The organism is Streptomyces flaveolus (genome assembly GCF_014648815.1).
Taxonomy (GTDB): domain Bacteria; phylum Actinomycetota; class Actinomycetes; order Streptomycetales; family Streptomycetaceae; genus Streptomyces; species Streptomyces flaveolus.
The window spans coordinates 59,761-80,045 of sequence record NZ_BMRV01000015.1; the positions used below are offsets into that span (position 1 = coordinate 59,761).

The 20,285-nt window shown below is 72.9% G+C and carries 17 protein-coding genes and 1 tRNA gene; 12 read left to right on the top strand and 6 right to left on the bottom strand.

The features are described 5' to 3' along the window. Nucleotides 1-255 precede the first annotated feature (255 nt). Complete coding sequence (locus tag IEZ05_RS28970) at nucleotides 256-1,896, bottom strand: potassium/proton antiporter (RefSeq protein WP_373298865.1); 1,641 nt, start codon at nucleotides 1,894-1,896, stop codon at nucleotides 256-258. Nucleotides 1,897-2,114: 218 nt separating this feature from the next. On the opposite strand from IEZ05_RS28970, the gene IEZ05_RS28975 reads away from it, so the two are divergent. After that, nucleotides 2,115-4,907 (top strand): penicillin acylase family protein, encoded by a 2,793-nt coding sequence (locus IEZ05_RS28975; RefSeq protein ID WP_189233219.1) that lies wholly within the window; start codon nucleotides 2,115-2,117, stop codon nucleotides 4,905-4,907. A 90-nt stretch (nucleotides 4,908-4,997) separates the two neighbouring features. Here IEZ05_RS28975 and IEZ05_RS28980 read toward each other — a convergent pair whose 3' ends face one another. After that, on the bottom strand, nucleotides 4,998-5,552 hold the full coding sequence (locus IEZ05_RS28980) for a 5-formyltetrahydrofolate cyclo-ligase (RefSeq protein WP_189233326.1): 555 nt from the start codon (nucleotides 5,550-5,552) through the stop codon (nucleotides 4,998-5,000). Between the two features lie 152 nt (nucleotides 5,553-5,704). On the opposite strand from IEZ05_RS28980, the gene galU reads away from it, so the two are divergent. From galU to IEZ05_RS29015, 7 genes are all read left to right on the top strand, one after another. Beyond that, the gene (galU, locus tag IEZ05_RS28985) at nucleotides 5,705-6,607 is read left to right on the top strand and encodes a UTP--glucose-1-phosphate uridylyltransferase GalU (RefSeq protein ID WP_189233220.1); all 903 of its coding nucleotides are present in this window, start codon (nucleotides 5,705-5,707) and stop codon (nucleotides 6,605-6,607) included. A 5-nt stretch (nucleotides 6,608-6,612) separates the two neighbouring features. Next, nucleotides 6,613-7,962 (top strand): molybdotransferase-like divisome protein Glp, encoded by a 1,350-nt coding sequence (gene glp / locus IEZ05_RS28990; protein ID WP_373298866.1) that lies wholly within the window; start codon nucleotides 6,613-6,615, stop codon nucleotides 7,960-7,962. Nucleotides 7,963-8,047: 85 nt separating this feature from the next. Further along, on the top strand, nucleotides 8,048-8,560 hold the full coding sequence (gene moaC, locus IEZ05_RS28995) for a cyclic pyranopterin monophosphate synthase MoaC (protein WP_189233221.1): 513 nt from the start codon (nucleotides 8,048-8,050) through the stop codon (nucleotides 8,558-8,560). After that, nucleotides 8,557-9,096 (top strand): MogA/MoaB family molybdenum cofactor biosynthesis protein, encoded by a 540-nt coding sequence (locus IEZ05_RS29000; protein WP_189233222.1) that lies wholly within the window; start codon nucleotides 8,557-8,559, stop codon nucleotides 9,094-9,096. The genes moaC and IEZ05_RS29000 overlap by 4 nt, the downstream gene beginning before the upstream one ends. A 23-nt stretch (nucleotides 9,097-9,119) precedes the next feature. Further along, on the top strand, nucleotides 9,120-9,758 hold the full coding sequence (locus tag IEZ05_RS29005) for a GNAT family N-acetyltransferase (RefSeq protein ID WP_229869915.1): 639 nt from the start codon (nucleotides 9,120-9,122) through the stop codon (nucleotides 9,756-9,758). 168 nt (nucleotides 9,759-9,926) lie between these two features. Further along, complete coding sequence (sepX, locus tag IEZ05_RS29010; protein WP_189233223.1) at nucleotides 9,927-11,144, top strand: divisome protein SepX/GlpR; 1,218 nt, start codon at nucleotides 9,927-9,929, stop codon at nucleotides 11,142-11,144. Between the two features lie 75 nt (nucleotides 11,145-11,219). After that, nucleotides 11,220-11,293, top strand: a tRNA-Ala gene (locus IEZ05_RS29015). 86 nt (nucleotides 11,294-11,379) lie between these two features. Here the strand turns inward: IEZ05_RS29015 and IEZ05_RS29020 are convergent. The 3 genes from IEZ05_RS29020 to IEZ05_RS29030 form a co-directional block, all read right to left on the bottom strand. Then, entirely contained in the window at nucleotides 11,380-13,842 is a 2,463-nt protein-coding gene (locus tag IEZ05_RS29020) for an ABC transporter permease (RefSeq protein ID WP_189233224.1), read from the bottom strand. Continuing rightward, nucleotides 13,836-14,603 (bottom strand): ABC transporter ATP-binding protein, encoded by a 768-nt coding sequence (locus IEZ05_RS29025; RefSeq protein ID WP_189233225.1) that lies wholly within the window; start codon nucleotides 14,601-14,603, stop codon nucleotides 13,836-13,838. The genes IEZ05_RS29020 and IEZ05_RS29025 overlap by 7 nt, the downstream gene beginning before the upstream one ends. A 119-nt stretch (nucleotides 14,604-14,722) precedes the next feature. Continuing rightward, nucleotides 14,723-15,208: a GNAT family N-acetyltransferase gene (locus tag IEZ05_RS29030; RefSeq protein ID WP_189233226.1), complete on the bottom strand. Its 486-nt coding sequence runs from the start codon at nucleotides 15,206-15,208 to the stop codon at nucleotides 14,723-14,725. Nucleotides 15,209-15,276: 68 nt separating this feature from the next. Here IEZ05_RS29030 and IEZ05_RS29035 point away from each other — a divergent pair, with 68 nt between their 5' ends. Next, entirely contained in the window at nucleotides 15,277-16,080 is an 804-nt protein-coding gene (locus IEZ05_RS29035) for an exodeoxyribonuclease III (protein ID WP_189233227.1), read from the top strand. Here IEZ05_RS29035 and IEZ05_RS29040 read toward each other — a convergent pair. Continuing rightward, nucleotides 16,068-16,706: a MerR family transcriptional regulator gene (locus IEZ05_RS29040; RefSeq protein ID WP_189233329.1), complete on the bottom strand. Its 639-nt coding sequence runs from the start codon at nucleotides 16,704-16,706 to the stop codon at nucleotides 16,068-16,070. The genes IEZ05_RS29035 and IEZ05_RS29040 overlap by 13 nt on opposite strands. Before the next feature lie 187 nt (nucleotides 16,707-16,893). Between IEZ05_RS29040 and IEZ05_RS29045 the strand changes: the two genes are divergently transcribed. Genes IEZ05_RS29045 through IEZ05_RS29055 form a run of 3 tightly spaced genes read left to right on the top strand, consistent with a single transcriptional unit; the run spans nucleotide 16,894 to nucleotide 20,257 of the window. Beyond that, nucleotides 16,894-18,423 carry a flavin-containing monooxygenase gene (locus IEZ05_RS29045; RefSeq protein ID WP_189233228.1) on the top strand — a complete coding sequence of 510 codons (1,530 nt, stop codon included), beginning with the start codon at nucleotides 16,894-16,896 and terminating at the stop codon, nucleotides 18,421-18,423. Beyond that, nucleotides 18,420-19,367, top strand: a complete 948-nt coding sequence (locus IEZ05_RS29050) for an alpha/beta fold hydrolase (protein WP_189233229.1) — start codon at nucleotides 18,420-18,422, stop codon at nucleotides 19,365-19,367. Before IEZ05_RS29045 ends, IEZ05_RS29050 begins: the two co-directional genes overlap by 4 nt. Further along, the gene (locus IEZ05_RS29055) at nucleotides 19,364-20,257 is read left to right on the top strand and encodes an SDR family oxidoreductase (protein WP_189233230.1); all 894 of its coding nucleotides are present in this window, start codon (nucleotides 19,364-19,366) and stop codon (nucleotides 20,255-20,257) included. Before IEZ05_RS29050 ends, IEZ05_RS29055 begins: the two co-directional genes overlap by 4 nt. The last annotated feature ends 28 nt before the right edge of the window (nucleotides 20,258-20,285 follow it).

Consider the following 20,285-nt stretch of genomic DNA (forward strand, 5'->3'; position numbering starts at 1 on the left):
GGCCGTGCCTTTCTGCCGCCTGGTAGCGCCGGTCCCGCCTGGTGGCTGTTCGCCGTGCGGGTGCGCCGAGAGCTGTCCTCTTGCGCGGACTGCGGTAGATACCGGAGCCCGGCTCACGGGGCGTTCCGGCCGCCATACGGTCGCGCCAGCTCTGCGTCAGGCAGAGTTGGTTCGATCAGGTGCCGCCTTCATCGTACAGGGGTCAAGCAGGTCGGCACCTGTGAAAGCGAGCACCCGGGCCCCGCTCACCCGCCCTTAGTGCCGGTGTCCGTCGGTGCCGAGCCAGCCGGCGAGCTTGCCGCCGTGGCCGACCGCGCGCAGCCGGGCCTCGGCCGCGTCCCGGACGGGGTCGGTGGCGACGACGAGGAGTTCGTCCCCGCGCCGCAGCCCCGTCGTCGGCAGCGGCACGAACGACTTGCCGTCCCGCACGACCAGCGTGACGGCGGATCCGGCCGGCAGCCGCAGTTCGCTGACCTCGACGCCGTGCATCCGGGAGCCCTCGGGGATCGTGACGGACAGCAGATGTCCGCGCAGCCGCTCCAGGGGCGCCGACTCGATGCCGAGGTCGGCGGCCTCGTCCCCCTTGCCCAGGTGCAGCTTGCGGGCCAGCCAGGGCAGGGTCGGGCCCTGGATCAGGGTGTAGACGACGACCAGGACGAAGACGATGTTGAAGATCCGGCGGCTGCCCTCGACGCCCTCCACCATGGGGATCGTCGCGAGGATGATGGGCACGGCGCCGCGCAGCCCGGCCCAGGACATCAGGGCCTGCTCCTGCCAGGGCACCCGGAAGGGCAGCTGGCACAGCACGACGCTCAGCGGCCGGGCCACCATGGTCAGCACCAGCCCGATCACCAGGGCGGGGACGACGTCGTCACCGAGTTCGTGCGGGGTGACCAGCAGGCCGAGCAGCACGAACATGCCGATCTGGGCGAGCCAGCCGAGCCCGTCGGCGAAGCCGCGCGTGGCGGGCCAGTGCGGCAGCCGGGCGTTGCCCATCACCATCGAGGCCAGGTAGACGGCGAGGAAGCCACTGCCGTGCGCCATGGCACCGGCCGCGTAGGCGGCGACGGCGATGGCCATGACGGCGATCGGGTACAGGCCGGAGGCGGGCAGCGCGACGTGCCGCAGCCCCCACGAGCCCAGCCAGCCCACCGCGAGGCCGATGGCGGCGCCGATGGCCAGCTCCAGGGCGATCTCGCCGAGCAGCGCGTACCAGTGCTCGATCGGTCCGGCGGTGGAGAAGGCGACGACGAGGATGACCACGGGGGCGTCGTTGAAGCCCGACTCGGCCTCCAGCGTGCCCGTGATGCGCGCGGGCAGGGGGATCCTGCGCAGCACCGAGAAGACCGCCGCCGCGTCCGTGGAGGACACCACCGCCCCGACGATCAGCGCCTGCCGCCACTCCAGCCCGGTCAGGTAGTGCGCGCCCGCGGCGGTCACGCCGACGCTCACCGCGACTCCGGCCAGCGCCAGTGCGGAGGCGGACGGGAGGACCGGCTTGATCTCCTTCCACTTCGTGCCCAGGCCGCCCTCGGCCAGGATCACGACGAGGGCCGCGTACCCGATGACCTGCACCAGTTCGGCGTTGTCGAACCGGATGTCGCCGATGCCGTCCTGACCCATGGCGATGCCGATGGCCAGGTAGACGAGCAGGCTGGGGAGCCCGCTGCGCGAGGAGATCCGGACCGCCGCGACGGCGATGAGCAGGACGAGCGAGCAGACGAGCAGGAGCTGGTTGAGGTGGTGGACAGTCAGCGGCCGTTCCCTTCCCTGGCGCACGTCACCCACGCGTATCGCGGTGCGCTTACAGCATGCGCGCGGGTGCGCGGTCGTTCGAGCGCACGCCACGAGGCGCGGGTGGGTGTGCGGACACAGCGCGCGTGAGCGCACATACATGGCACACGAAGCCGCGGGAGTCCGCGGCCGACTACTTCGTTACCTTACCTAACTCTTGACGATTTCTTGACGCTCGACTTGGCAAGATCGAACGCCCGTGCGCGCCGGTACCCGACTCCGCGTCAAGGGGGAGTGGGCCCTGCGCCTACAGTTGCTCCAGCGTTCAGTACAAAGCACAGCCCGCCCCTGCCGCTCGTGTTAGGACAGCAAGGACAGCGATGCCCCCCACCAACACCGCCTCTTCGGGTCAGCAGCCCGGCAAGTCCGGCAGGAAGAAGGGGCGCAAAGCACGCCTTCTCGTCCTCGTGCTGGTGCTGGCCATCATCGGCGGCCTCGCCTACGGGGCGTACTGGTCCATCAGCACCGTCCGCGCCTCCTTCCCGCAGACCAAGGGCTCCGTCACGCTGGACGGCCTGGCCGGTCCGGTCGACGTCAAGCGCGACGGCTACGGCATCCCGCAGGTCTACGCCTCCTCCGACGAGGACCTGTTCATGGCGCAGGGCTACGTCCAGGCGCAGGACCGGTTCTACGAGATGGACGTGCGCCGCCACATGACCTCCGGGCGCCTGTCGGAGATGTTCGGCAAGGGCCAGGTCGACAACGACGAGTTCCTGCGCACCCTCGGCTGGGACCGGGTGGCGAAGCAGGAGTACGACGAGAAGCTGTCGCCCTCCACGAAGAAATACCTCCAGGCGTACTCCAAGGGAGTCAACGCCTACCTGGCGGGCAAGGACGGCGCGGACATCTCGCTGGAGTACGCCGCCCTCGGCTTCACCAACGACTACAAGCCGCAGGCCTGGACCCCGGTCGACTCCGTCGCCTGGCTGAAGGCGATGGCCTGGGACCTGCGCGGCAACATGCAGGACGAGGTCGACCGCGCCCTGATGACCAGCCGCCTCGGTCCCAAGCAGATCGCCGACCTGTACCCGGCGTACCCGTACAGCCGGAACAAGGCCATCGTCCAGGAGGGCCAGTACGACGAGCTCACCGAGACGTTCGAGGGCGGCGGCGACGGCTCCACGGACGGCACGGGCACGGGCACGGGTGCCGGCACCGGCAGCGGCACGGGTACCGGCACGTCCGGCTCGGGCACGGGCACCGGCAGCGCCCTCGAGAGTCAACTCGCGGGCCTGCAGAACGTCCTGGACGACCTGCCCACCGCCGTCGGCGTGAACGGCAACGGCATCGGCTCCAACTCGTGGGTCGTCTCCGGCGACCACACCATCACCGGCAAGCCGCTGCTGGCCAACGACCCGCACCTGTCGCCCTCGCTGCCCTCCGTCTGGTACCAGATGGGCCTGCACTGCCGCACCGTCTCCGCCAAGTGCCAGTACGACGTCACCGGCTACACCTTCGCGGGCATGCCCGGCGTCGTCATCGGCCACAACCAGGACATCGCCTGGGGCCTGACCAACTCCGGCGTCGACGTCACCGACCTGTACCTGGAGAAGATCACCGGCGACGGCTACCAGTACGACGGCAAGGTCGTGCCCTTCGAGACCCGCGAGGAGACCATCAAGGTCGCCGGCGGCGAGCCGAAGAAGATCGTCGTCCGCGAGACCAACAACGGCCCCCTCCTCTCCGACCGCGACGACGAGCTCGTGAAGGTCGGCAAGAAGGCCACCGTCGACGCCGCGGCACCCGACCGCGCCGACGGCTACGGCGTCTCGCTGCGCTGGACGGCGCTGGACGCGGGCACCACGATGGACGCCGTCTTCGCGATCGACCGGGCCAAGGACTGGGACACCTTCCGCGAGGCCGCCGCCCTGTTCGACGTGCCCTCCCAGAACCTGGTCTACGCCGACACCGAGGGCCACATCGGCTACACGCTGCCGGGCCAGATCCCGATCCGCGCCGAGGGCCACGACGGCTCGGTCCCCGCTCCGGGCTGGAACTCCAAGTACCGCTGGACCGGCAAGTACATCGACCCGGACGAGCTGCCCTACGAGTTCGACCCCGACCGCGGCTACATCGTCACCGCCAACCAGGCCGTGATCGACGAGGACGAGTACCCGTACACCCTGACCACGGACTGGGGCTACGGCACCCGCAGCCAGCGGATCACCGCCCTGATCGAGCAGAAGATCAAGGACGGCGGCAAGATCTCCACGGACGACATGCGGCAGATGCAGCTGGACAACAGCAGCGAGATGGCCAAGCTGCTCGTGCCCCAGCTGCTGAAGATCGACGTCGCCGACAAGGACGTGCGCGAGGCGCAGAAGCTGCTGGAGGGCTGGGACTACACCCAGGACGCCGACTCGGCCGCCGCCGCCTACTTCAACGCGGTCTGGCGCAACATCCTCAAGCTCGCCTTCGGCAACAAGCTGCCCAAGGAACTGCGGGTCGAGGGCCAGTGCCTGTGGGTCGACCCCGTCAACAGCACCGGGCCCGCGGACGAGGTCAGCAAGGTCTACGAGTGCGGTCAGCGCGATGCCGACCAGGCGCAGCCGGACGGCGGCGACCGCTGGTTCGAGGTCGTCCGCACCCTGCTGGACCAGCCGAAGAGCGACTGGTGGACGACGCCGGCGAACGGCACCCGCAAGGGCGCCGACCACAACCGCGACGACCTGTTCAAGCGCGCCATGGTCGACGCCCGCTGGGAGCTGACCGCCAAGCTCGGCAAGGACATCGACAGCTGGAACTGGGGCCGGCTGCACCGCCTGTTCCTGAAGAACCAGACCCTCGGCACCGAGGGCCCCGGCTTCGTGAAGTACGCCCTGAACCGCGGCCCGTGGAAGCTCAGCGGCGGCGAGGCGGCGGTCAACGCCACCGGCTGGAACGCGGCCGGCGGCTACGGAGTGGTGTGGGTGCCGTCCATGCGGATGGTGGTCAACCTCGGCGACCTCGACAAGTCGCGGTGGATCAACCTCACCGGCGCCTCCGGACACGCCTACAGCGCCCACTACACCGACCAGACGGACAAGTGGGCCGACGGTGAGCTGCTGCCGTGGTCCTTCTCCGCGAAGGCGGTCGACGAGAGCACGAGCGACACCCTGGTGCTCAAGCCGTAGCGCTGCCACCGGAACCCGAGACGGCCTCCACGCGTGCGTGGAGGCCGTTTCGCGTCCCCGGGAGAGGCAGGGGGACCGGGGGGCCCCGCGTCAGCGGAACCTGCGCACGCCCGACGGCGTCACCACCGCGTCCACCGGCCGGTCGTGCGGCTCCTCGGGGACGTGCGCGACGACCTCCCGGTCGTACAGCAGGACCAGCAGCGCGGGCCGCGCGCCCGCCCGCTCCAGCCTGGCGAGGACACGGTCGTACGACCCGCCGCCGCGCCCCAGCCGCATGCCGCGCTCGTCGACCGCCAGGCCCGGCAGCAGCACGACGTCGGCGGCGGTCACCGCGTCCGGGCCGAGGCGCTCGCCGCCGGGTTCGTACAGGGCCATCCGCCCGCCGTGCCGCACGCGCGTGAGGGAGTCCTCCCCGGCGTAGACACCCCAGTCCAGGTCGTTGTCGGGCAGCAGCGCCGGCAACAGCACGCGCACGCCCCGCGCGCGCAGCGCGTCCAGCAGCGCGAGGGTGCCCGGCTCGGCGCCCACGGAGACGTACGCCGCCACGACGCCCGCCCCCGCGACCTCGGGCAGCGCGAGCGCCCGTCCGGCCAGCGCGTCCGCCGCCTCGCGCACCTCGTCCGCCGTCAGACCGCCCCTCACCATGAGGAACTCCCGCCGCAGGGCTCGCTTGCCGGACTCGTCGGCATGTCCGCTGAGCGTCAAAAGTGGCTCCTGTACCGTTCTCGTATGCTCATATGAGCGCGGGTGATCCGGAGTTGCGGATTCTCCCAAAGTCACCGGATATGGTGGCGGGCATGACTCAGTCCCACCCCAGGATCAGCAAGGCTGTCATCCCCGCAGCCGGACTTGGTACCCGGTTCCTGCCGGCCACCAAAGCCACTCCCAAGGAGATGCTGCCGGTCGTCGACAAGCCGGCGATCCAGTACGTGGTCGAAGAGGCCGTCTCCGCGGGTCTCGGCGACGTCCTCATGGTCACGGGCCGCAACAAGCGTCCCCTCGAGGACCACTTCGACCGCAACTACGAGCTGGAGTCCGCCCTCCAGAAGAAGGGCGACGCGAGCCGGCTGGCCAAGGTCCAGGAGTCCAGCGACCTCGCGATGATCCACTACGTCCGCCAGGGCGACCCCAAGGGCCTCGGCCACGCCGTGCTGTGCGCCGCCCCGCACGTCGGTGACGAGCCCTTCGCGGTCCTGCTCGGCGACGACCTGATCGACCCGCGCGACCCGCTGCTGCAGCGCATGATCGACGTGCAGGAGCAGCACGGCGGCAGCGTCATCGCCCTCATGGAGGTCGAGCCCGAGCAGATCCACCTCTACGGCTGCGCCGCCGTCGAGGCCACCGAGGACGGCGACGTCGTCAAGGTGAGCGGACTGGTCGAGAAGCCCGACCCGGCCGACGCCCCCTCCAACTACGCCATCATCGGACGCTACGTCCTCGACCCGCACATCTTCGACATACTGCGCAAGACCGAGCCCGGCCGCGGCGGCGAGATCCAGCTCACCGACGCCCTCCAGCAGCTCGCCGAGGACGAAAAGGTCGGCGGCCCGGTGCACGGCGTCGTCTTCAAGGGCCGCCGCTACGACACCGGCGACCGCGGCGACTATCTGCGGGCCATCGTCAGGCTCGCGTGCGAACGTGAGGACCTGGGCCCCGACTTCCGGACCTGGCTCCGCAGTTACGTAGCCGAGGAGATGTAACGACGTTGAGCAGCGCCGCGCCCCGTGACACCGGCCACGACCACGCAGGAGCGGACTTCGGTCCGGACCGGCTGTGGTCGGTGCAGGACCACCTGGACGACATCCTCGCCACCGTCCGCCCCCTGGAACCCATCGAGCTGAACCTGCTCGACGCCCAGGGGTGCGTCCTGGTCGAGGACATCACGGTGCCGGTCTCGCTGCCGCCGTTCGACAACAGCTCCATGGACGGGTACGCGGTGCGCGTCGCCGACGTGGCCGGGGCGAGCGAGGAGTTCCCCGCCGTCCTGGAGGTCGTCGGCGACGTGGCCGCCGGCCAGGCCGACCCGCCGTCCGTGGGCCCCGGCCAGGCCGCCCGCATCATGACCGGCGCCCCGCTGCCGCCCGGCGCCGAGACCGTCGTCCCCGTCGAGTGGACGGACGGCGGCCTCGGCGAGGGCCCGGTCGCCGGAATGCGGGCCCGCAGCCTCGCCCCCGAGGGTGCCGAGGGCCAGGTCCACGTGTACCGGCCGGCCGAGGCACGCGCGCACGTGCGCGCGGCGGGCAGCGACGTGAAGTCCGGTGACCGCGCCCTGGAGGCCGGCACCGTCCTCGGGCCGCCGCAGATCGCCCTGCTCGCCGCGATCGGGCGCGGCAGGGTCCGGGTGCACCCCCGCCCGCGCGTGGTGGTGCTGTCCACCGGCAGCGAACTCGTCCAGCCCGATGAGGAACTGGCCCACGGTCAGATCTACGACTCCAACAGCTTCGCCCTCACCGCCGCCGCCCGCGACGCAGGCGCCATCGCCTACCGCGTGGGCGCGGTCGCCGACGACGCCGAGACGTTGCGGAGCACCATCGAGGACCAGCTCGTCCGCGCCGACCTGATGGTCACCACCGGCGGGGTCAGCGTCGGGGCGTACGACGTCGTCAAGGAGGCGCTGGCGCACGTCGCCGACGAGGACGAGCCGGGCAGCGGGGTGGAGTTCCGCAAGCTCGCCATGCAGCCCGGCAAGCCGCAGGGCTTCGGCTCCATCGGCCCCGACCACACCCCGCTGCTCGCCCTGCCGGGCAACCCGGTGTCGTCGTACGTCTCCTTCGAGCTGTTCGTCCGCCCCGCCATCCGCACCCTCATGGGCCTCGCCGACGTCCACCGCCCGACCACCACGGCGACCCTCACCGCCGACAAGGCGCTGAGCTCACCCAAGGGCCGCCGGCAGTTCCTGCGCGGCACCTGCGCCGACGGATCGGTCACCCCGGTCGGCGGCGCCGGGTCCCACCTCGTGGCGGCCCTCGCGCACGCCGACGCGCTGATCGTCGTCCCCGAGGACGTCGAATCGGTCGAGCCCGGCACCGAGGTCGAGGTGGTCCTGCTCCGCTGATCCCGCCCGGTTGGCGGTACCGTGTCGCGCACAGCAGGCCCACGCGCCGCACCGCGCCGGGCCCGGACCGGGAGCGCCACACAGCATGAGCACGCAGGACCGACCCACCCAGGACGGCCAGGACACGCAGGGCCGGCTGACGCACATCGACGAGGCGGGCGCCGCCCGGATGGTCGACGTGTCCGCCAAGGACGTGACCGCGCGCACCGCACGCGCCAGCGGACGCGTCCTGGTCGCGCCCCGCGTGGTCGAGCTGCTGCGCGGTGAGGGGGTCCCCAAGGGCGACGCCCTGGCCACCGCCCGGATCGCGGGCATCATGGGCGCCAAACGCACCCCCGATCTGATCCCGCTGTGCCACCCCCTGGCGCTCTCCGGTGTGAAACTGGACCTGTCGGTCGCGGACGACGCCGTGGAGATCACCGCCACGGTGCGGACGACGGATCGCACGGGTGTCGAGATGGAGGCGCTCACCGCGGTCTCCGTCGCCGCGCTCACCGTGATCGACATGGTCAAGGCGGTCGACAAGGGAGCGGTCATCACGGACGTGCGCGTGGAGGAGAAGACGGGCGGCAAGTCGGGCGACTGGAGCCGGTCATGACGCTGGACGCGTCGATCGCAGGTGCCCTCGCCGCTTCGTACAGCGCCCTGGTGGTCACCGCGTCCAACCGGGCCGCCGCCGGTGTCTACGAGGACAAGGGCGGCCCCCTGATCGCCGAGGGCCTCGGCCGCTTCGGCTTCGCCGTCGACGGCCCGCGGGTCGTCCCCGACGGCGAGCCCGTCGAGGCAGCCCTGCGCGCGGGCGTCGAGGCGGGCTACGACGTGATCGTCACCACCGGCGGCACCGGCATCTCGCCCACCGACCGCACCCCCGAGGCGACCCGGGCGGTGCTCGACCACGAGGTCCCCGGCATCGCCGAGGCCATCCGGGCGTACGGCCGCGACAAGGTGCCCACCGCGGCGCTCTCCCGCGGCCTGGCCGGGGTGGCGGGCAGGACGCTGATCGTCAACCTGCCGGGTTCCACCGGCGGCGTGAAGGACGGCCTCGCGGTCCTGGAGCCCCTGCTGAAGCACGCCGTGGACCAGCTCCGCGGCGGTGACCACCCCAGAACCGCCGGCAGTGGGGGTGCGAGCTGAACAGCCCATCCTGGCCCGTCGAGCTGGTGGACGGCGACATCGTCCTCAGGCCCATAAAGCTGCGCGACCAGCGGGCATGGCGCGAGGTCAACCGGCGCAACCGCGACTGGCTGCGCCCGTGGGAGGCGACCATCCCGCCGCCCTCGCCCGGCGGACCGCTCGCGCAGCGGCCGACGTACCGGCAGATGGTCCGCCATCTGCGGGCCGAGGCGAACGCGGGCCGGATGCTGCCCTTCGTCATCGAGTACCAGGGGCGGCTGGTCGGGCAGCTGACGGTGGCCGGGATCACCTGGGGCTCGATGTGCTCCGGCCACGTCGGTTACTGGGTGGACGAGGCGGTGGCCGGGCGCGGGGTGATGCCCACGGCCGTCGCGATGGCCGTGGACCACTGTTTCCGCACCGTCGGCCTGCACCGCGTCGAGGTCTGTATTCGCCCGGAGAACGGGCCCAGCCGCCGGGTCGTGGAGAAACTCGGATTCCGCGAGGAGGGCCTCAGGCCGCGTTATCTCCACATCGACGGCGGATGGCGTGACCATCTGGTGTTCGCGCTCACCGCGGAAGAGGTACCGGAGGGCCTGCTGCGACGCTGGCACCGGTCACGGGACCGGAGCGCGCGGAACAGCCCGGGCAATCCGGCCCGGCCGAGCACCGGAATTGAATAAACGTTCGAAATTGATCGGGTCGCGACCACGCGGGAGCGGGTAATTCGCGACCCTGACAGTCGGCTGGTCGCATCGGTCGCAAAAAAAGTTCGAAATATCAGCCTGATCGTGCGACACACCGGCCCAATTGGCGGATGGCCCCACGCAAACCCCTCTACCGTGTGAGATGTGAGCAGCAGCGGCCTCATCTACGCAGTCATCGTCGGGGCCTGGGCCGCCTACTTGGTGCCGATGTGGCTCCGTAGGCAGGACGAGCTGAACGAAGCCCGTCCGACGGAACGCTTCAGCACCGCCATCCGGCTGCTGTCCGGACGGGCGGGCATGGAGCGCCGGTACGCCAAGGACCTGCGGTCGCGCTCCGCCGGCGACGCGGAGCCCGACGCCGACGCCCCGGACGCCGTCACCGAATCGGTGGACGTCCGGGCCTTCGCGGTGTCCAAGACCCGTCGGCACACCCAGCCGGTCCCGCAGCACACCGAGGAGCGGCCCGCACCGGACCGCGCCGAGACGGACGGACGTCCCGACCGCGACAGACCCGCGCAGGCCCCCGAGTCCGGTGCCGCACCGGCCCGCAGGCGGGTGCCCGCCGCCCGGCCCGCCCCGGGCTCACCGGCGGCGGCCCGCGCCCGGCGCCTGAAGGTGCTCGCACGCCGTCGGCGCACCACCGTGATGCTCTTCCTGGCCTTCACCCTCGGCTCGGTCGTCGCCGCGGTCGGCGGACTGGCGTTCCTGTGGGCGCCCGGCGTGCCCGCGGTGCTGCTCAGCGCCTACATCGCCTACCTGCGGTCCCAGGAACGCCGCCGGTTCGCCTTCCACATGGACCGCCGTCAGGCCGAGGTCGCCGCCCAGCGGCTGCGCGACCGCCAGCCGCGCCGGCGCGCCTCCGCCGACGTCACCGGCGACCCCGACGCCGAGGAGCCCGACGAGGCACCCGAGGCCGAACCCGACGCCGGGCTCTCCGCGCTCGCCGCGGACCGCCGGGCGCTGGTGGAGCAGACCGACCACGCCGAGTGGGTCGACCAGCAGCGCGAACGGCAGCGGCGGCCCGGCCAGGGCGACAGCTGGGACCCCGTGCCGGTTCCCCTGCCGACCTACGTCACCGCGCCGGTCGCCCCCCGCGCCACACCCGACGTGGACCTGGCGGCGCCCGACGCGTGGAGCTCGGCCCGCTCCAGCGCCGTAGCCCCCGACCGCCCGGACCAGCGGGACACGGCGGCCCCGCCCGCACCGGACCGCCCGGCCGACGACGCCGAGGACCGGCCCGAGGCCCCCGGCCGCAGCGGCGTCCGCCGCGCCGCGTCCGCCCGCCGCTCCCGGGAGCGGGGCCGGACACCGCTGTTCGACCAGTACGAGGACGGCGACCGCCCCCGCGCGGCCAACGAGTAGCGCACCCCGCGCCCGGCCCCCGGGAAGGGATTTTTGAGCAGGCCGATCGGGGTGCTAAAGTTTCACTCGTTGCAAGGGCCTGTGGCGCAGTCCGGTAGCGCACCTCGTTCGCATCGAGGGGGCCAGGGGTTCAAATCCCCTCAGGTCCACGCAGCATGAAGCCCCTGTCAGGGATTACTGACAGGGGCTTCATCGTGTTCCCGGGAGCGGGAACCGGGCCGGCCGCCCCGGAGCCTCAGCCCGCCGCGCGGACTGACAGCCCCTCACCCGCCCCGCGCCGCAGCGCCAGCGCCGCCGGAACCGTCGCCGCGAGCACGGCGACCACCGCGCACGCCCCCGCCACCGCACCCAGCGCCGGCCAGGGCAGCGCGACCGGGGCGGCCGGGGCCGACAACAGGGCCAGGGCGCCCCGCATCCCGCACAGGTTCAGGACCGCCACCAGCACGCCCAGCACGGTGCCTACCGCCACCACCGTCAGCGCCTCCGCCGCCACCAGTCGCAGCACCTGCCCCCGGGTCGCCCCCGCCAGTCGCAGCACGCCCAGGTCCCGCAGCCGGTCGGAGGTCGCCATGACCAGGGTGGCCGCCAGCGAGATCCCCGCGTACAGCAGCGCGATGCCCAGCACCAGCAGGAAGCCCGCGCGGGCCGTCCCGTCCGTCCCCGGCGCCGTCGCCGTCGCCCGCAGCCACGCCTGCCGGGACAGCACCCGCCCGCCCGAGGACCGCGCCGCCTCCCGCAGCCCCGCCGCCACGGCCTCCCGGTCCGCGCCCCGCGCCACCGTCACCTCCACCCGGTCGACGACCGCGCCCCGCGCGTTCGCCGGCGTGACGTACGCCCCGTTGTCGCCGGTGCCGACCGGCATCACCGCCGCGATCCGCAGCGAGCGCCGGGTGCCGTCGCCGAGCCGGACCGTCACGCGCTGCCCCACGGTGTGCCGCTCCCACTCCTCGTTGACCACGATCGAGTCGTCGTCGAGGTCGCTGATCCGGCCGCCCGTCAACGGGATCCGCGCGGTCGCCGCCAGCGCTCCCGGGTCGGCCGCCCGGGCCTCGGAGCGGATCAGGGCCACGCCCTCCTCCACGACGTACACGGCGGTCGGCGCGGTCGCCGACACGGCCGCCGTGCCGGGCACCGCGCGCACCCGCCGCACCGCGTCCCGGCCGAGACCGCCGTCGGCCGTCACCACCAGATCGGCCACCGTCCGCTCCCGGACCTCGGCCGCCCGCGCCCCGTCCAGGGTTGCCGTCGCCCCCAGCAGCGACCCGGTCAGCGCCACCGTCACCAGCACCGGCGCCGCGACGGACGCCGTACGCCGGACCGAGGCGGCGGCGTTCTCCCGCACCAGCATCCCGCCCGCACCCGGCAACCGGGACGGCCCCCAGGCCAGCAGCCGGGTCAGCGGGCGCACCAGCAGCGGCGCCAGCAACGCCACCGCCGTGATCAGCAGCATCGGCCGGCTGACGTACGTCTTGCGGTGCAGCAGATCGCCCGGGTCGGTCAGCAGCGCCAGGACCAGCGTCACGGCCGCCGTCAGCAGCAGGGCCGCACCGCACACCAGACGGCCCCGGGTCAGCGTCCCCGTGTCCACGGACGCCTCGCGCAGCGCCTGCGCCGGCATGGTCCGCCCCGCCCGCCAGGACGCCGCCACCACCCCGCACAGGGCCACCAGCAGCCCCGTCCAGAAGGCCAGGTGATACGGCCACACCTGATCGCCGATCGCGAACCAGCCGGGCGCCAGCCCCTGCCCGACCACCCACGCCGCCAGCCGCGGTGCCGCGTACGCGCCCAGCGCGCAGCCCGTCGCCGAGGCGAGGACACCCACCAGCAGCGCCTCGGCGGCCACCAGCCGGCGCACCTGGCCCGGCGTCGCCCCCGCCGTACGCAGCAGCCCGAACTCCCGGCGCCGCTGCGCCACCGTGAAGGAGAACGTCGACGCCACCACGAACACCGACACGAAGGCGGCCACCCCGCCCGCCGTCCCGAACAGGGCGTTGAGCGCCGTCACCGCCTCCCGCTCCCGGTCCGGATCGGTGTCCGCCAGCCGCCGCGCCGCACCGGTCAGCACCTGGGCGGCGTCCCCCACCACCCGCCGCACCTCCGCCGGGTCCGCGTCGACCACCAGCTGCGTACTCGGCGGCGACAGCCGCGCCGCGCGGGCGTCCGTGAAGAAGACCGCCCGCTCGAAACCGAGATCCTCCACCGTGCCGACGACGCGCACGGAGCCGTAGGACGTGCGCAGCCGCTCGCCCACGGCCGGCCGGCCGCCCGTGACCACCACCTCGCCGTCGGCCCTCGGCGCGCGTCCCGCGCTGAGCTCGTACGGGGCGAAGGCCGCCGTCGACCACGGGTGGCCCACCAGAGCGCCGGGCCCGCCCGCCACCCGCACGGGGAAGGCACGGTCCTCGGTGACCGGGCCCAGCGCGCGCAGCGCCGCCACCGTACGGGCCGGAACCGGGCGGGGATGCGCCAGCGGCTGCGTCTCCACACCGTTCGCGGTGGGCACGCGCAGCGTGTCCTGCCCCCGCACCACCACGGGCGCCGAGGCGAACCGCTCCGGGGCGCGCTCGGGGGCGTTCAGCGAGGAGGCCAGGGCCAGGCCCATCACACAGAGCAGGGCGACGCCGAGCGCCAGGGCGACGAAGCTGCCGGCGAAGGAGGTCCAGCGGACGCGCAGAGTGCGCAGGGCGACGGTCAGCACGGCACGGCCTCCTGGTCATCGGCCTCCAGCGTGGCCATCCGCGCCGCGATCTCCCCGGCCGGGGCGCCCGCCAGCTCGCCGTGCACCCGCCCGTCGACCAGGAACACGACCCGGTCCGCGTACGACGCGGCCAGCGGGTCGTGGGTGACCATGACGACCGTGCGGCCGTCGTCGTCGACCATGCCCCGCAGCAGGGCCAGCACCTCACGGCCCGTCCGCGAGTCGAGCGCGCCGGTCGGCTCGTCGCCGAACAGCACCTCGGGGCGGGTGATCAGCGCCCGGGCCAGCGCGACGCGCTGCTGCTGGCCGCCCGACAGCTCGGACGGGCGGTGCCGGGCGCGCTCACCGAGCCCGACCCGCCGCAGCACCTCCCGCACCTCGGCCCCGCGCGGGCGCCGCCCGGCCAGGCGCAGCGGCAGCGCCACGTTCTGCTCGGCCGTCAGGGACGGCAGCAGGTTGAACGCCTGGAACACGAACCCGATCCGCTCCCGGCGCAGCAGCGTCAGCCGCCGCTCGCTCAGCGCGGTCAGCTCCGTCTCCCCGAGCCGCACCGAACCCGAGGTGGGCCGGTCCAGACCCGCCGCGCACTGCAGCAGCGTCGACTTGCCCGAGCCGGACGGGCCCATGACCGCGGTGAAGGTGCCGGCCGGGAAGGCCAGCGACACCCCGTCGAGAGCGGCCACCCGGCCACCGCCCGCCCCGTACTGCCTGCTGACGGAACGCAGTTCGACCGCGCTGGTTCCGGTAGTCGCGATGCCCATGTCTCCCGCTGCCCCCACTCGTCCGGCGTCCGTGGGGTCCACGAAACCGCGAGGGACCCCTCCGGGTCGGTGCGGCAGGGGCGAGACTTGGGGGTAGGGCCAGGCCTACCCACCCCGGACTAGGAGACCTGGAGGGCCTTCGCGTAGCAGAGGCTCTCCTCGTGGAAGCGGTAGTAGCCGAACTTCTCGCAGGGCTCGTAGCCGCTGGAGAGGTACAGGGCGACGGCCTCCGGCTGCTTGGTGCCGGTCTCCAGGACCATGCGGGTCCGGCCGGCGGCGCGGGCGTCCTCCTCCAGGGCGGCCAGGATGCGGCGGGCCAGCCCCCGGCCGCGCACCTGCTCGATCACGAACATCCGCTTGAGCTCGGCGTCCCCGTCGCGGTTGCCCTCGCCGTTGGCGTCCTGACTGCGCCAGCCGCCGGAGGCGACCGGGACGTCGTTCTCGTCGTACGCGACCAGGTAGAGGCCGTTCGGCGGCGCGAAGTCCGAGGCGTCGAGCTGCGTGGCGTCGCCGCCGTCGCCGTAGCGCAGGTCGTACTCGGCCTGGACCTCGTCGTTCAGCTTCACGGCGTCGGGGTGGTCGAAGGGGACCCGGCGTATGTTCATGCTTCCTACCGTATATTGATGCGCACTCGGGAGAGGGACGTCGTCCAGTGTGCCGGTATCGTGCGCTGATGCTCACCGTGACCTCCGTGAATGTGAACGGTCTGCGCGCCGCCGCGAAGAAGGGCTTCGTGGAATGGCTCGCGGACACCTCCGCCGACGTGCTGTGCCTCCAGGAGGTACGGGCCGAGCCCCAGCAACTGCCCGAGCACGTGCGCACCCCCGACGGCTGGCACGTGACGCACGCCCCCGCCGCCGCCAAGGGCCGCGCCGGTGTCTCCCTCTACACCCGCCGTGAGCCCGACCGTGTGCAGGTCGGCTTCGGCTCGTCGGAGTTCGACACCAGCGGCCGGTACGTCGAGGCCGACCTGCCGGGTGTGACGATCGCCTCCCTCTATCTGCCCTCCGGCGAGGTCGGCACCGAGCGCCAGGAGGAGAAGGTCCGCTTCATGGGCGAGTTCCTCGCCTACCTCAAGGAGCTGCGCGAGCGCGCCGCCGCCGAGGGCCGCGAGGTCGTGGTCTGCGGCGACTGGAACATCGCCCACCGCCAGGCGGACCTGAAGAACTGGCGCGGCAACACCAAGAACTCCGGCTTCCTGCCGGAGGAACGCGAGTGGCTGGGCCGCGTCCTCGACCCGGCGGACGGCGGCTATGTCGACGTGGTGCGCGCCCTGCACCCCGACGCGGAGGGGCCGTACTCGTGGTGGTCGTACCGGGGGCGGGCTTTCGACAACGATTCAGGTTGGAGGATCGACTACCACGTGGCGACGCCGGGACTGGCCGCCCGGGCCGTGAAGGGGTACGTCGAGCGGGCCGCCACGCATGCCGAGCGCTGGTCGGACCACGCGCCGGTGACAGTCGTCTACGAGCGCTGACCCTCGTCGGACCGCTTGCGCAGGCGTCGGTCCAGGGCCAGGGAGAGTTCCGCCTCCACCACGCTGCGGGCCAGGGGGCGCAGGCGGTGGAGGTCCTGTTCGGGGGCGTGGCGGAGGATCAGGTCGGCGAAGAGTTCGGCGAGGGCGTCGGCGTGGTCGCGGACGCGTTTGCCGGCGTCCAGGACCTCGGCGAGGGGGATGCCCTCGCGGACCAGGGCGGAGGAGACGTCCAGCAGGCGGTGGCTGATGTGGACGAGTTCGTCGCCGTCGGTGCCGAGGTAGCCCAGCTCCATCGCGGCGGCGAGGTTCTCCGGGGTGACCTCGCCCTCGAAGCGGGCGGCGAGTTCCTCGGGGGTGAGGCGGACCGGGGTCTCCTCGGTGGGCTCGCCGATGCCGAGCAGGTCGCCGACGTCGCGGCCGTGGTCGAAGGCGTCGGCGAGCTCGGCGATGCCGCTGAGGGTGTGGCCGCGTTCCAGGAGGGCGGCGATGGTGCGCAGGCGGGCCAGGTGGTGGTCGTCGTACCAGGCGATGCGGCCTTCGCGGCGGGGTGGCGGGATCAGTTTGCGCTCGCGGTAGAAGCGCAGGGTGCGCACCGTGATGCCGGCCAGCCGGGCCAGTTCCTCCATGCGGTACTCGCGCGGGCCATCGGGTCGTCCAGCGTCTCCAGCGTCTTCTGCCACGCGGGAAGCCTATGTCGTACCGTCGGTAACTTTCCTTGCCGCGCCCCCTACCCATCAGTACGGAGCTGTTCTACTCTCCCCATTGCGCCAGTGTTCACTGGCAGAGTTCTAGGCGATGCGTGGAGGCTTCGGGATGGCCGAGCACGAGCAGGTTCACGAACACGTGCGGGTGGCGGTGATCGGGTCCGGCTTCGGCGGGCTGGGGGCCGCCGTGCGGCTGCGCCGTGAGGGGATCACCGACTTCGTCGTCCTCGAGAGGTCCGACAGCGTCGGCGGCACCTGGCGGGACAACAGCTACCCGGGGTGCGCCTGCGACGTGCCGTCCCACCTGTACTCGTTCTCCTTCGCGCCCAATCCCGAGTGGCCGCGCACCTTCTCGGGGCAGCGGCACATCCGGGCCTACCTGGAGCACGTGGCCGACACCTTCGGGCTGCGCCCCCACCTCCGCTTCGGCTCGGAGGTGAAGCGGATGGCGTGGGACACCGAGCAGCTGCGGTGGGAGATCGAGACGGCGAGCGGGACCCTCACCGCCGACGTCGTCGTCTCCGCGACCGGCCCGCTGTCCGACCCCAAGGTCCCGGACGTCCCCGGCCTCGACACCTTCCCCGGCAAGGTCTTCCACTCGGCCCGCTGGGACCACGACTACGACCTCACCGGCAAGCGGGTCGCCATGATCGGCACCGGCGCCTCCGCCATCCAGATCGTGCCGTCCATCCAGCCGAAGGTCGGCCGCCTCACCGTCTTCCAGCGCACCCCGGCCTGGGTGATGCCCCGCATGGACCGGCCGATCACCGGCGCCGAACGCGCCCTGCACCGGGCGCTGCCGGTCACCACCAAGCTGCGCCGCGGCCTGCTGTGGGGCATCCGGGAGCTGCAGGTGCAGGCCTTCACCAAGCACCCCGACGAGCTGGGCTTCGTCGAGAAGATCGCCAAGCGCAACATGGCCGCCGCCGTCAAGGACCCGGCCCTGCGCGCCAAGCTCACCCCCGACTACCGCATCGGCTGCAAGCGGATCCTGCTGTCGAGCACGTACTACCCGGCGCTCGCCCGGCCCAATGTGGACGTGGTCGCCAGTGGTCTCAGCGAGGTCCGCGGCAGCACCCTCGTCGCCGCCGACGGCAGCGAGGCCGAGGCCGACGCGATCATCTTCGGCACCGGCTTCCACGTCACCGACATGCCCATCGCCGAGCGGGTCGTGGGCGCGGACGGGCGGACGCTGGCGGAGGCGTGGAAGGACGGCATGGAGGCCCTGCGCGGTGCCTCGGCGGCCGGCTTCCCCAACTTCATGACGATCATCGGGCCCAACACCGGCCTCGGTAACTCGTCCATGATCCTGATGATCGAGTCGCAGCTGAACTACATGGCCGACTACCTGCGCCAGCTCAACGTCCTCGGCGGCGAGGTCGCCCTCGACGCCCGGCCCACCGCCGTACGGGGCTGGAACCACCGGGTGCAGGAGCGCATGAAGCGCACCGTGTGGAACACCGGCGGCTGCGACAGCTGGTACCTGGACGCCAACGGCCGCAACACCACCGTCTGGCCCGGCACGACCGCCGAGTTCCGGCGGGCGACGCGACGCGTGGACCTCGCCGAGTACGAGGTGCTGCGCGCCCCGGCCGCCCGGACGGCCCCCGCCCCCCGGAGCGCGGAGGTGGGCGCGTGAGCCGCCTCGCCCACGTCGCCTCCGGGCCCTACGCCCCGCCCGTGCCCGCCCGCGAGCTGACCGTCGCCTCCGCCGACGGAGCCCGGCTGCACGTCGAGGTGCACGGCCCCGAGGACGCGCCCGCGGTCGTGCTGTCCCACGGCTGGACCTGCTCGACCGCCTTCTGGGCGGCGCAGATCCGCGCCCTGTCCGCCGACCACCGGGTCATCGCCTACGACCAGCGCGGCCACGGCCGCAGTCCGGTGAACCCGGTGTGCGGCACCGACGCCCTCGCCGACGACCTCGAGGCCGTCCTGTCGGCCACGCTCGCGCCGGGCGAGCGGGCGGTGATCGCCGGGCACTCCATGGGCGGGATGACGGTCCTGGCCGCCGCCGCGCGGCCGGCGGTGCGCGAACACGCCGCGGCCGTTCTGCTGTGCAGCACGGGCAGTTCGCGGCTGGTGGCGTCCGCGACCGTGCTGCCGCTGCGGGAGGGCCGGGTGCGCACCTGGCTGACCCGGCGGATCCTCGGCTCCCGGGCGCCGCTCGGGCCGGTCACGCCTCTGGCGCTCAGGATCCTCAAGTACGGGACGATGGGCCCGGGTTCGGCGCCGCACATGGTCGAGGCGTGCGCCCGTATCGTGCACGCCTGCCCGCGCGGTGCGCGGCACGCCTGGTCGCAGGTGCTCGACCTGCTCGACCTCGACCACGGCGTACGGGAGTTGAGCATGCCGGTCGAGGTGGTCGTCGGGACCGCGGACCGGCTGACCCCGCCCGTGCACGCCCGCGCGCTGGCGGCGGCGCTGCCCGACTGCGTGGGCCTGACGGAGCTTCCGGGGCTCGGCCACATGACGCCGGTGGAGGCGCCGGAGCTGGTCACCGGGAAGATCCGCGCGCTCGCCGCCGCCCACATATCCGCCGCGTCCGCGAAGCCGGACGCCGTACACGCCGAGGAGAGCGCATGAGCAGGGTGAGCCTGGAAGGACGCGTCGCCGTCGTCACCGGGGCGGCGCGGGGCGTCGGGGAGTTGCTGGCCCGCAAGCTCTCGGCGCGCGGGGTGAAGGTGGCCCTGGTCGGGCTGGAGCCGGACGGGCTCAAGCAGGTCGCGGCGCGGCTGCACTCCGAGAGCGAGGTGTGGCACGCCGACGTCACCGACCACGAGGTGATGGCCCGGGTCGCCGGCGAGGTCAAGGAGCGGTTCGGCAAGGTCGACATCGTCGTCGCCAACGCCGGTGTCGCCACCGGCGGTCCGTTCGTCGACTCCGACCCGGAGTCCTGGCGGCGGGTCATCGAGGTCAACCTGATCGGCTCGGCGGTGACGGCCCGCGCCTTCCTGCCGGTGCTGATGGAGAGCCGCGGCTATCTGCTGCAGATCGCGTCCCTGGCCGCGATCACGCCCGCGCCGATGATGACCGCGTACTGCGCCTCCAAGTCCGGTGTGGAGGCGTACGCGCACAGCCTGCGTGCCGAGGTTGCCCACCGGGGCGTGAAGGTCGGCGTCGGCTATCTGTCCTGGACCGACACCGACATGGTGCGCGGCGCCGACCAGGACGACGTCATGCGGGAGCTGCGGCAGCGGCTGCCGTGGCCGTCGAACAAGACGTATCCGCTGGGTCCGGCGGTGGACCGGCTCGTGGAGGGCATCGAGCGGCGCGCCGCTCACGTCTACGGGCAGTGGTGGCTGCGCGGCATGCAGGGCGTGCGCGGGTACCTGCCGGCCGTCATCGGCACCGTCGGGCAGCGCGAGATGCGGCGCTTCGCGGACCGGCTGAACGGCATGCGCACGGGGCTGGTCGGGGCGGGCGGAGCGGCCGACGAACAGCACCGGACGACGTCGGCTACGGTCCGTCACTGATCGACATGCGCAGGGTCACCGCCCGTGT

Bases quoted from the DNA above. Each gene is read 5' to 3' on its own strand.
- IEZ05_RS28970 (WP_373298865.1), bottom strand. From the start codon at position 1,896: ATGTATGTGCGCTCACGCGCGCTGTGTCCGCACACCCACCCGCGCCTC.
- IEZ05_RS28975 (WP_189233219.1), top strand. From the start codon at position 2,115: ATGCCCCCCACCAACACCGCCTCTTCGGGTCAGCAGCCCGGCAAGTCC.
- IEZ05_RS28980 (WP_189233326.1), bottom strand. From the start codon at position 5,552: ATGGTGAGGGGCGGTCTGACGGCGGACGAGGTGCGCGAGGCGGCGGAC.
- galU (WP_189233220.1), top strand. From the start codon at position 5,705: ATGACTCAGTCCCACCCCAGGATCAGCAAGGCTGTCATCCCCGCAGCC.
- moaC (WP_189233221.1), top strand. From the start codon at position 8,048: ATGAGCACGCAGGACCGACCCACCCAGGACGGCCAGGACACGCAGGGC.
- IEZ05_RS29000 (WP_189233222.1), top strand. From the start codon at position 8,557: ATGACGCTGGACGCGTCGATCGCAGGTGCCCTCGCCGCTTCGTACAGC.
- IEZ05_RS29025 (WP_189233225.1), bottom strand. From the start codon at position 14,603: ATGGGCATCGCGACTACCGGAACCAGCGCGGTCGAACTGCGTTCCGTC.
- IEZ05_RS29030 (WP_189233226.1), bottom strand. From the start codon at position 15,208: ATGAACATACGCCGGGTCCCCTTCGACCACCCCGACGCCGTGAAGCTG.
- IEZ05_RS29035 (WP_189233227.1), top strand. From the start codon at position 15,277: ATGCTCACCGTGACCTCCGTGAATGTGAACGGTCTGCGCGCCGCCGCG.
- IEZ05_RS29040 (WP_189233329.1), bottom strand. From the start codon at position 16,706: ATGGAGGAACTGGCCCGGCTGGCCGGCATCACGGTGCGCACCCTGCGC.
- IEZ05_RS29045 (WP_189233228.1), top strand. From the start codon at position 16,894: ATGGCCGAGCACGAGCAGGTTCACGAACACGTGCGGGTGGCGGTGATC.
- IEZ05_RS29055 (WP_189233230.1), top strand. From the start codon at position 19,364: ATGAGCAGGGTGAGCCTGGAAGGACGCGTCGCCGTCGTCACCGGGGCG.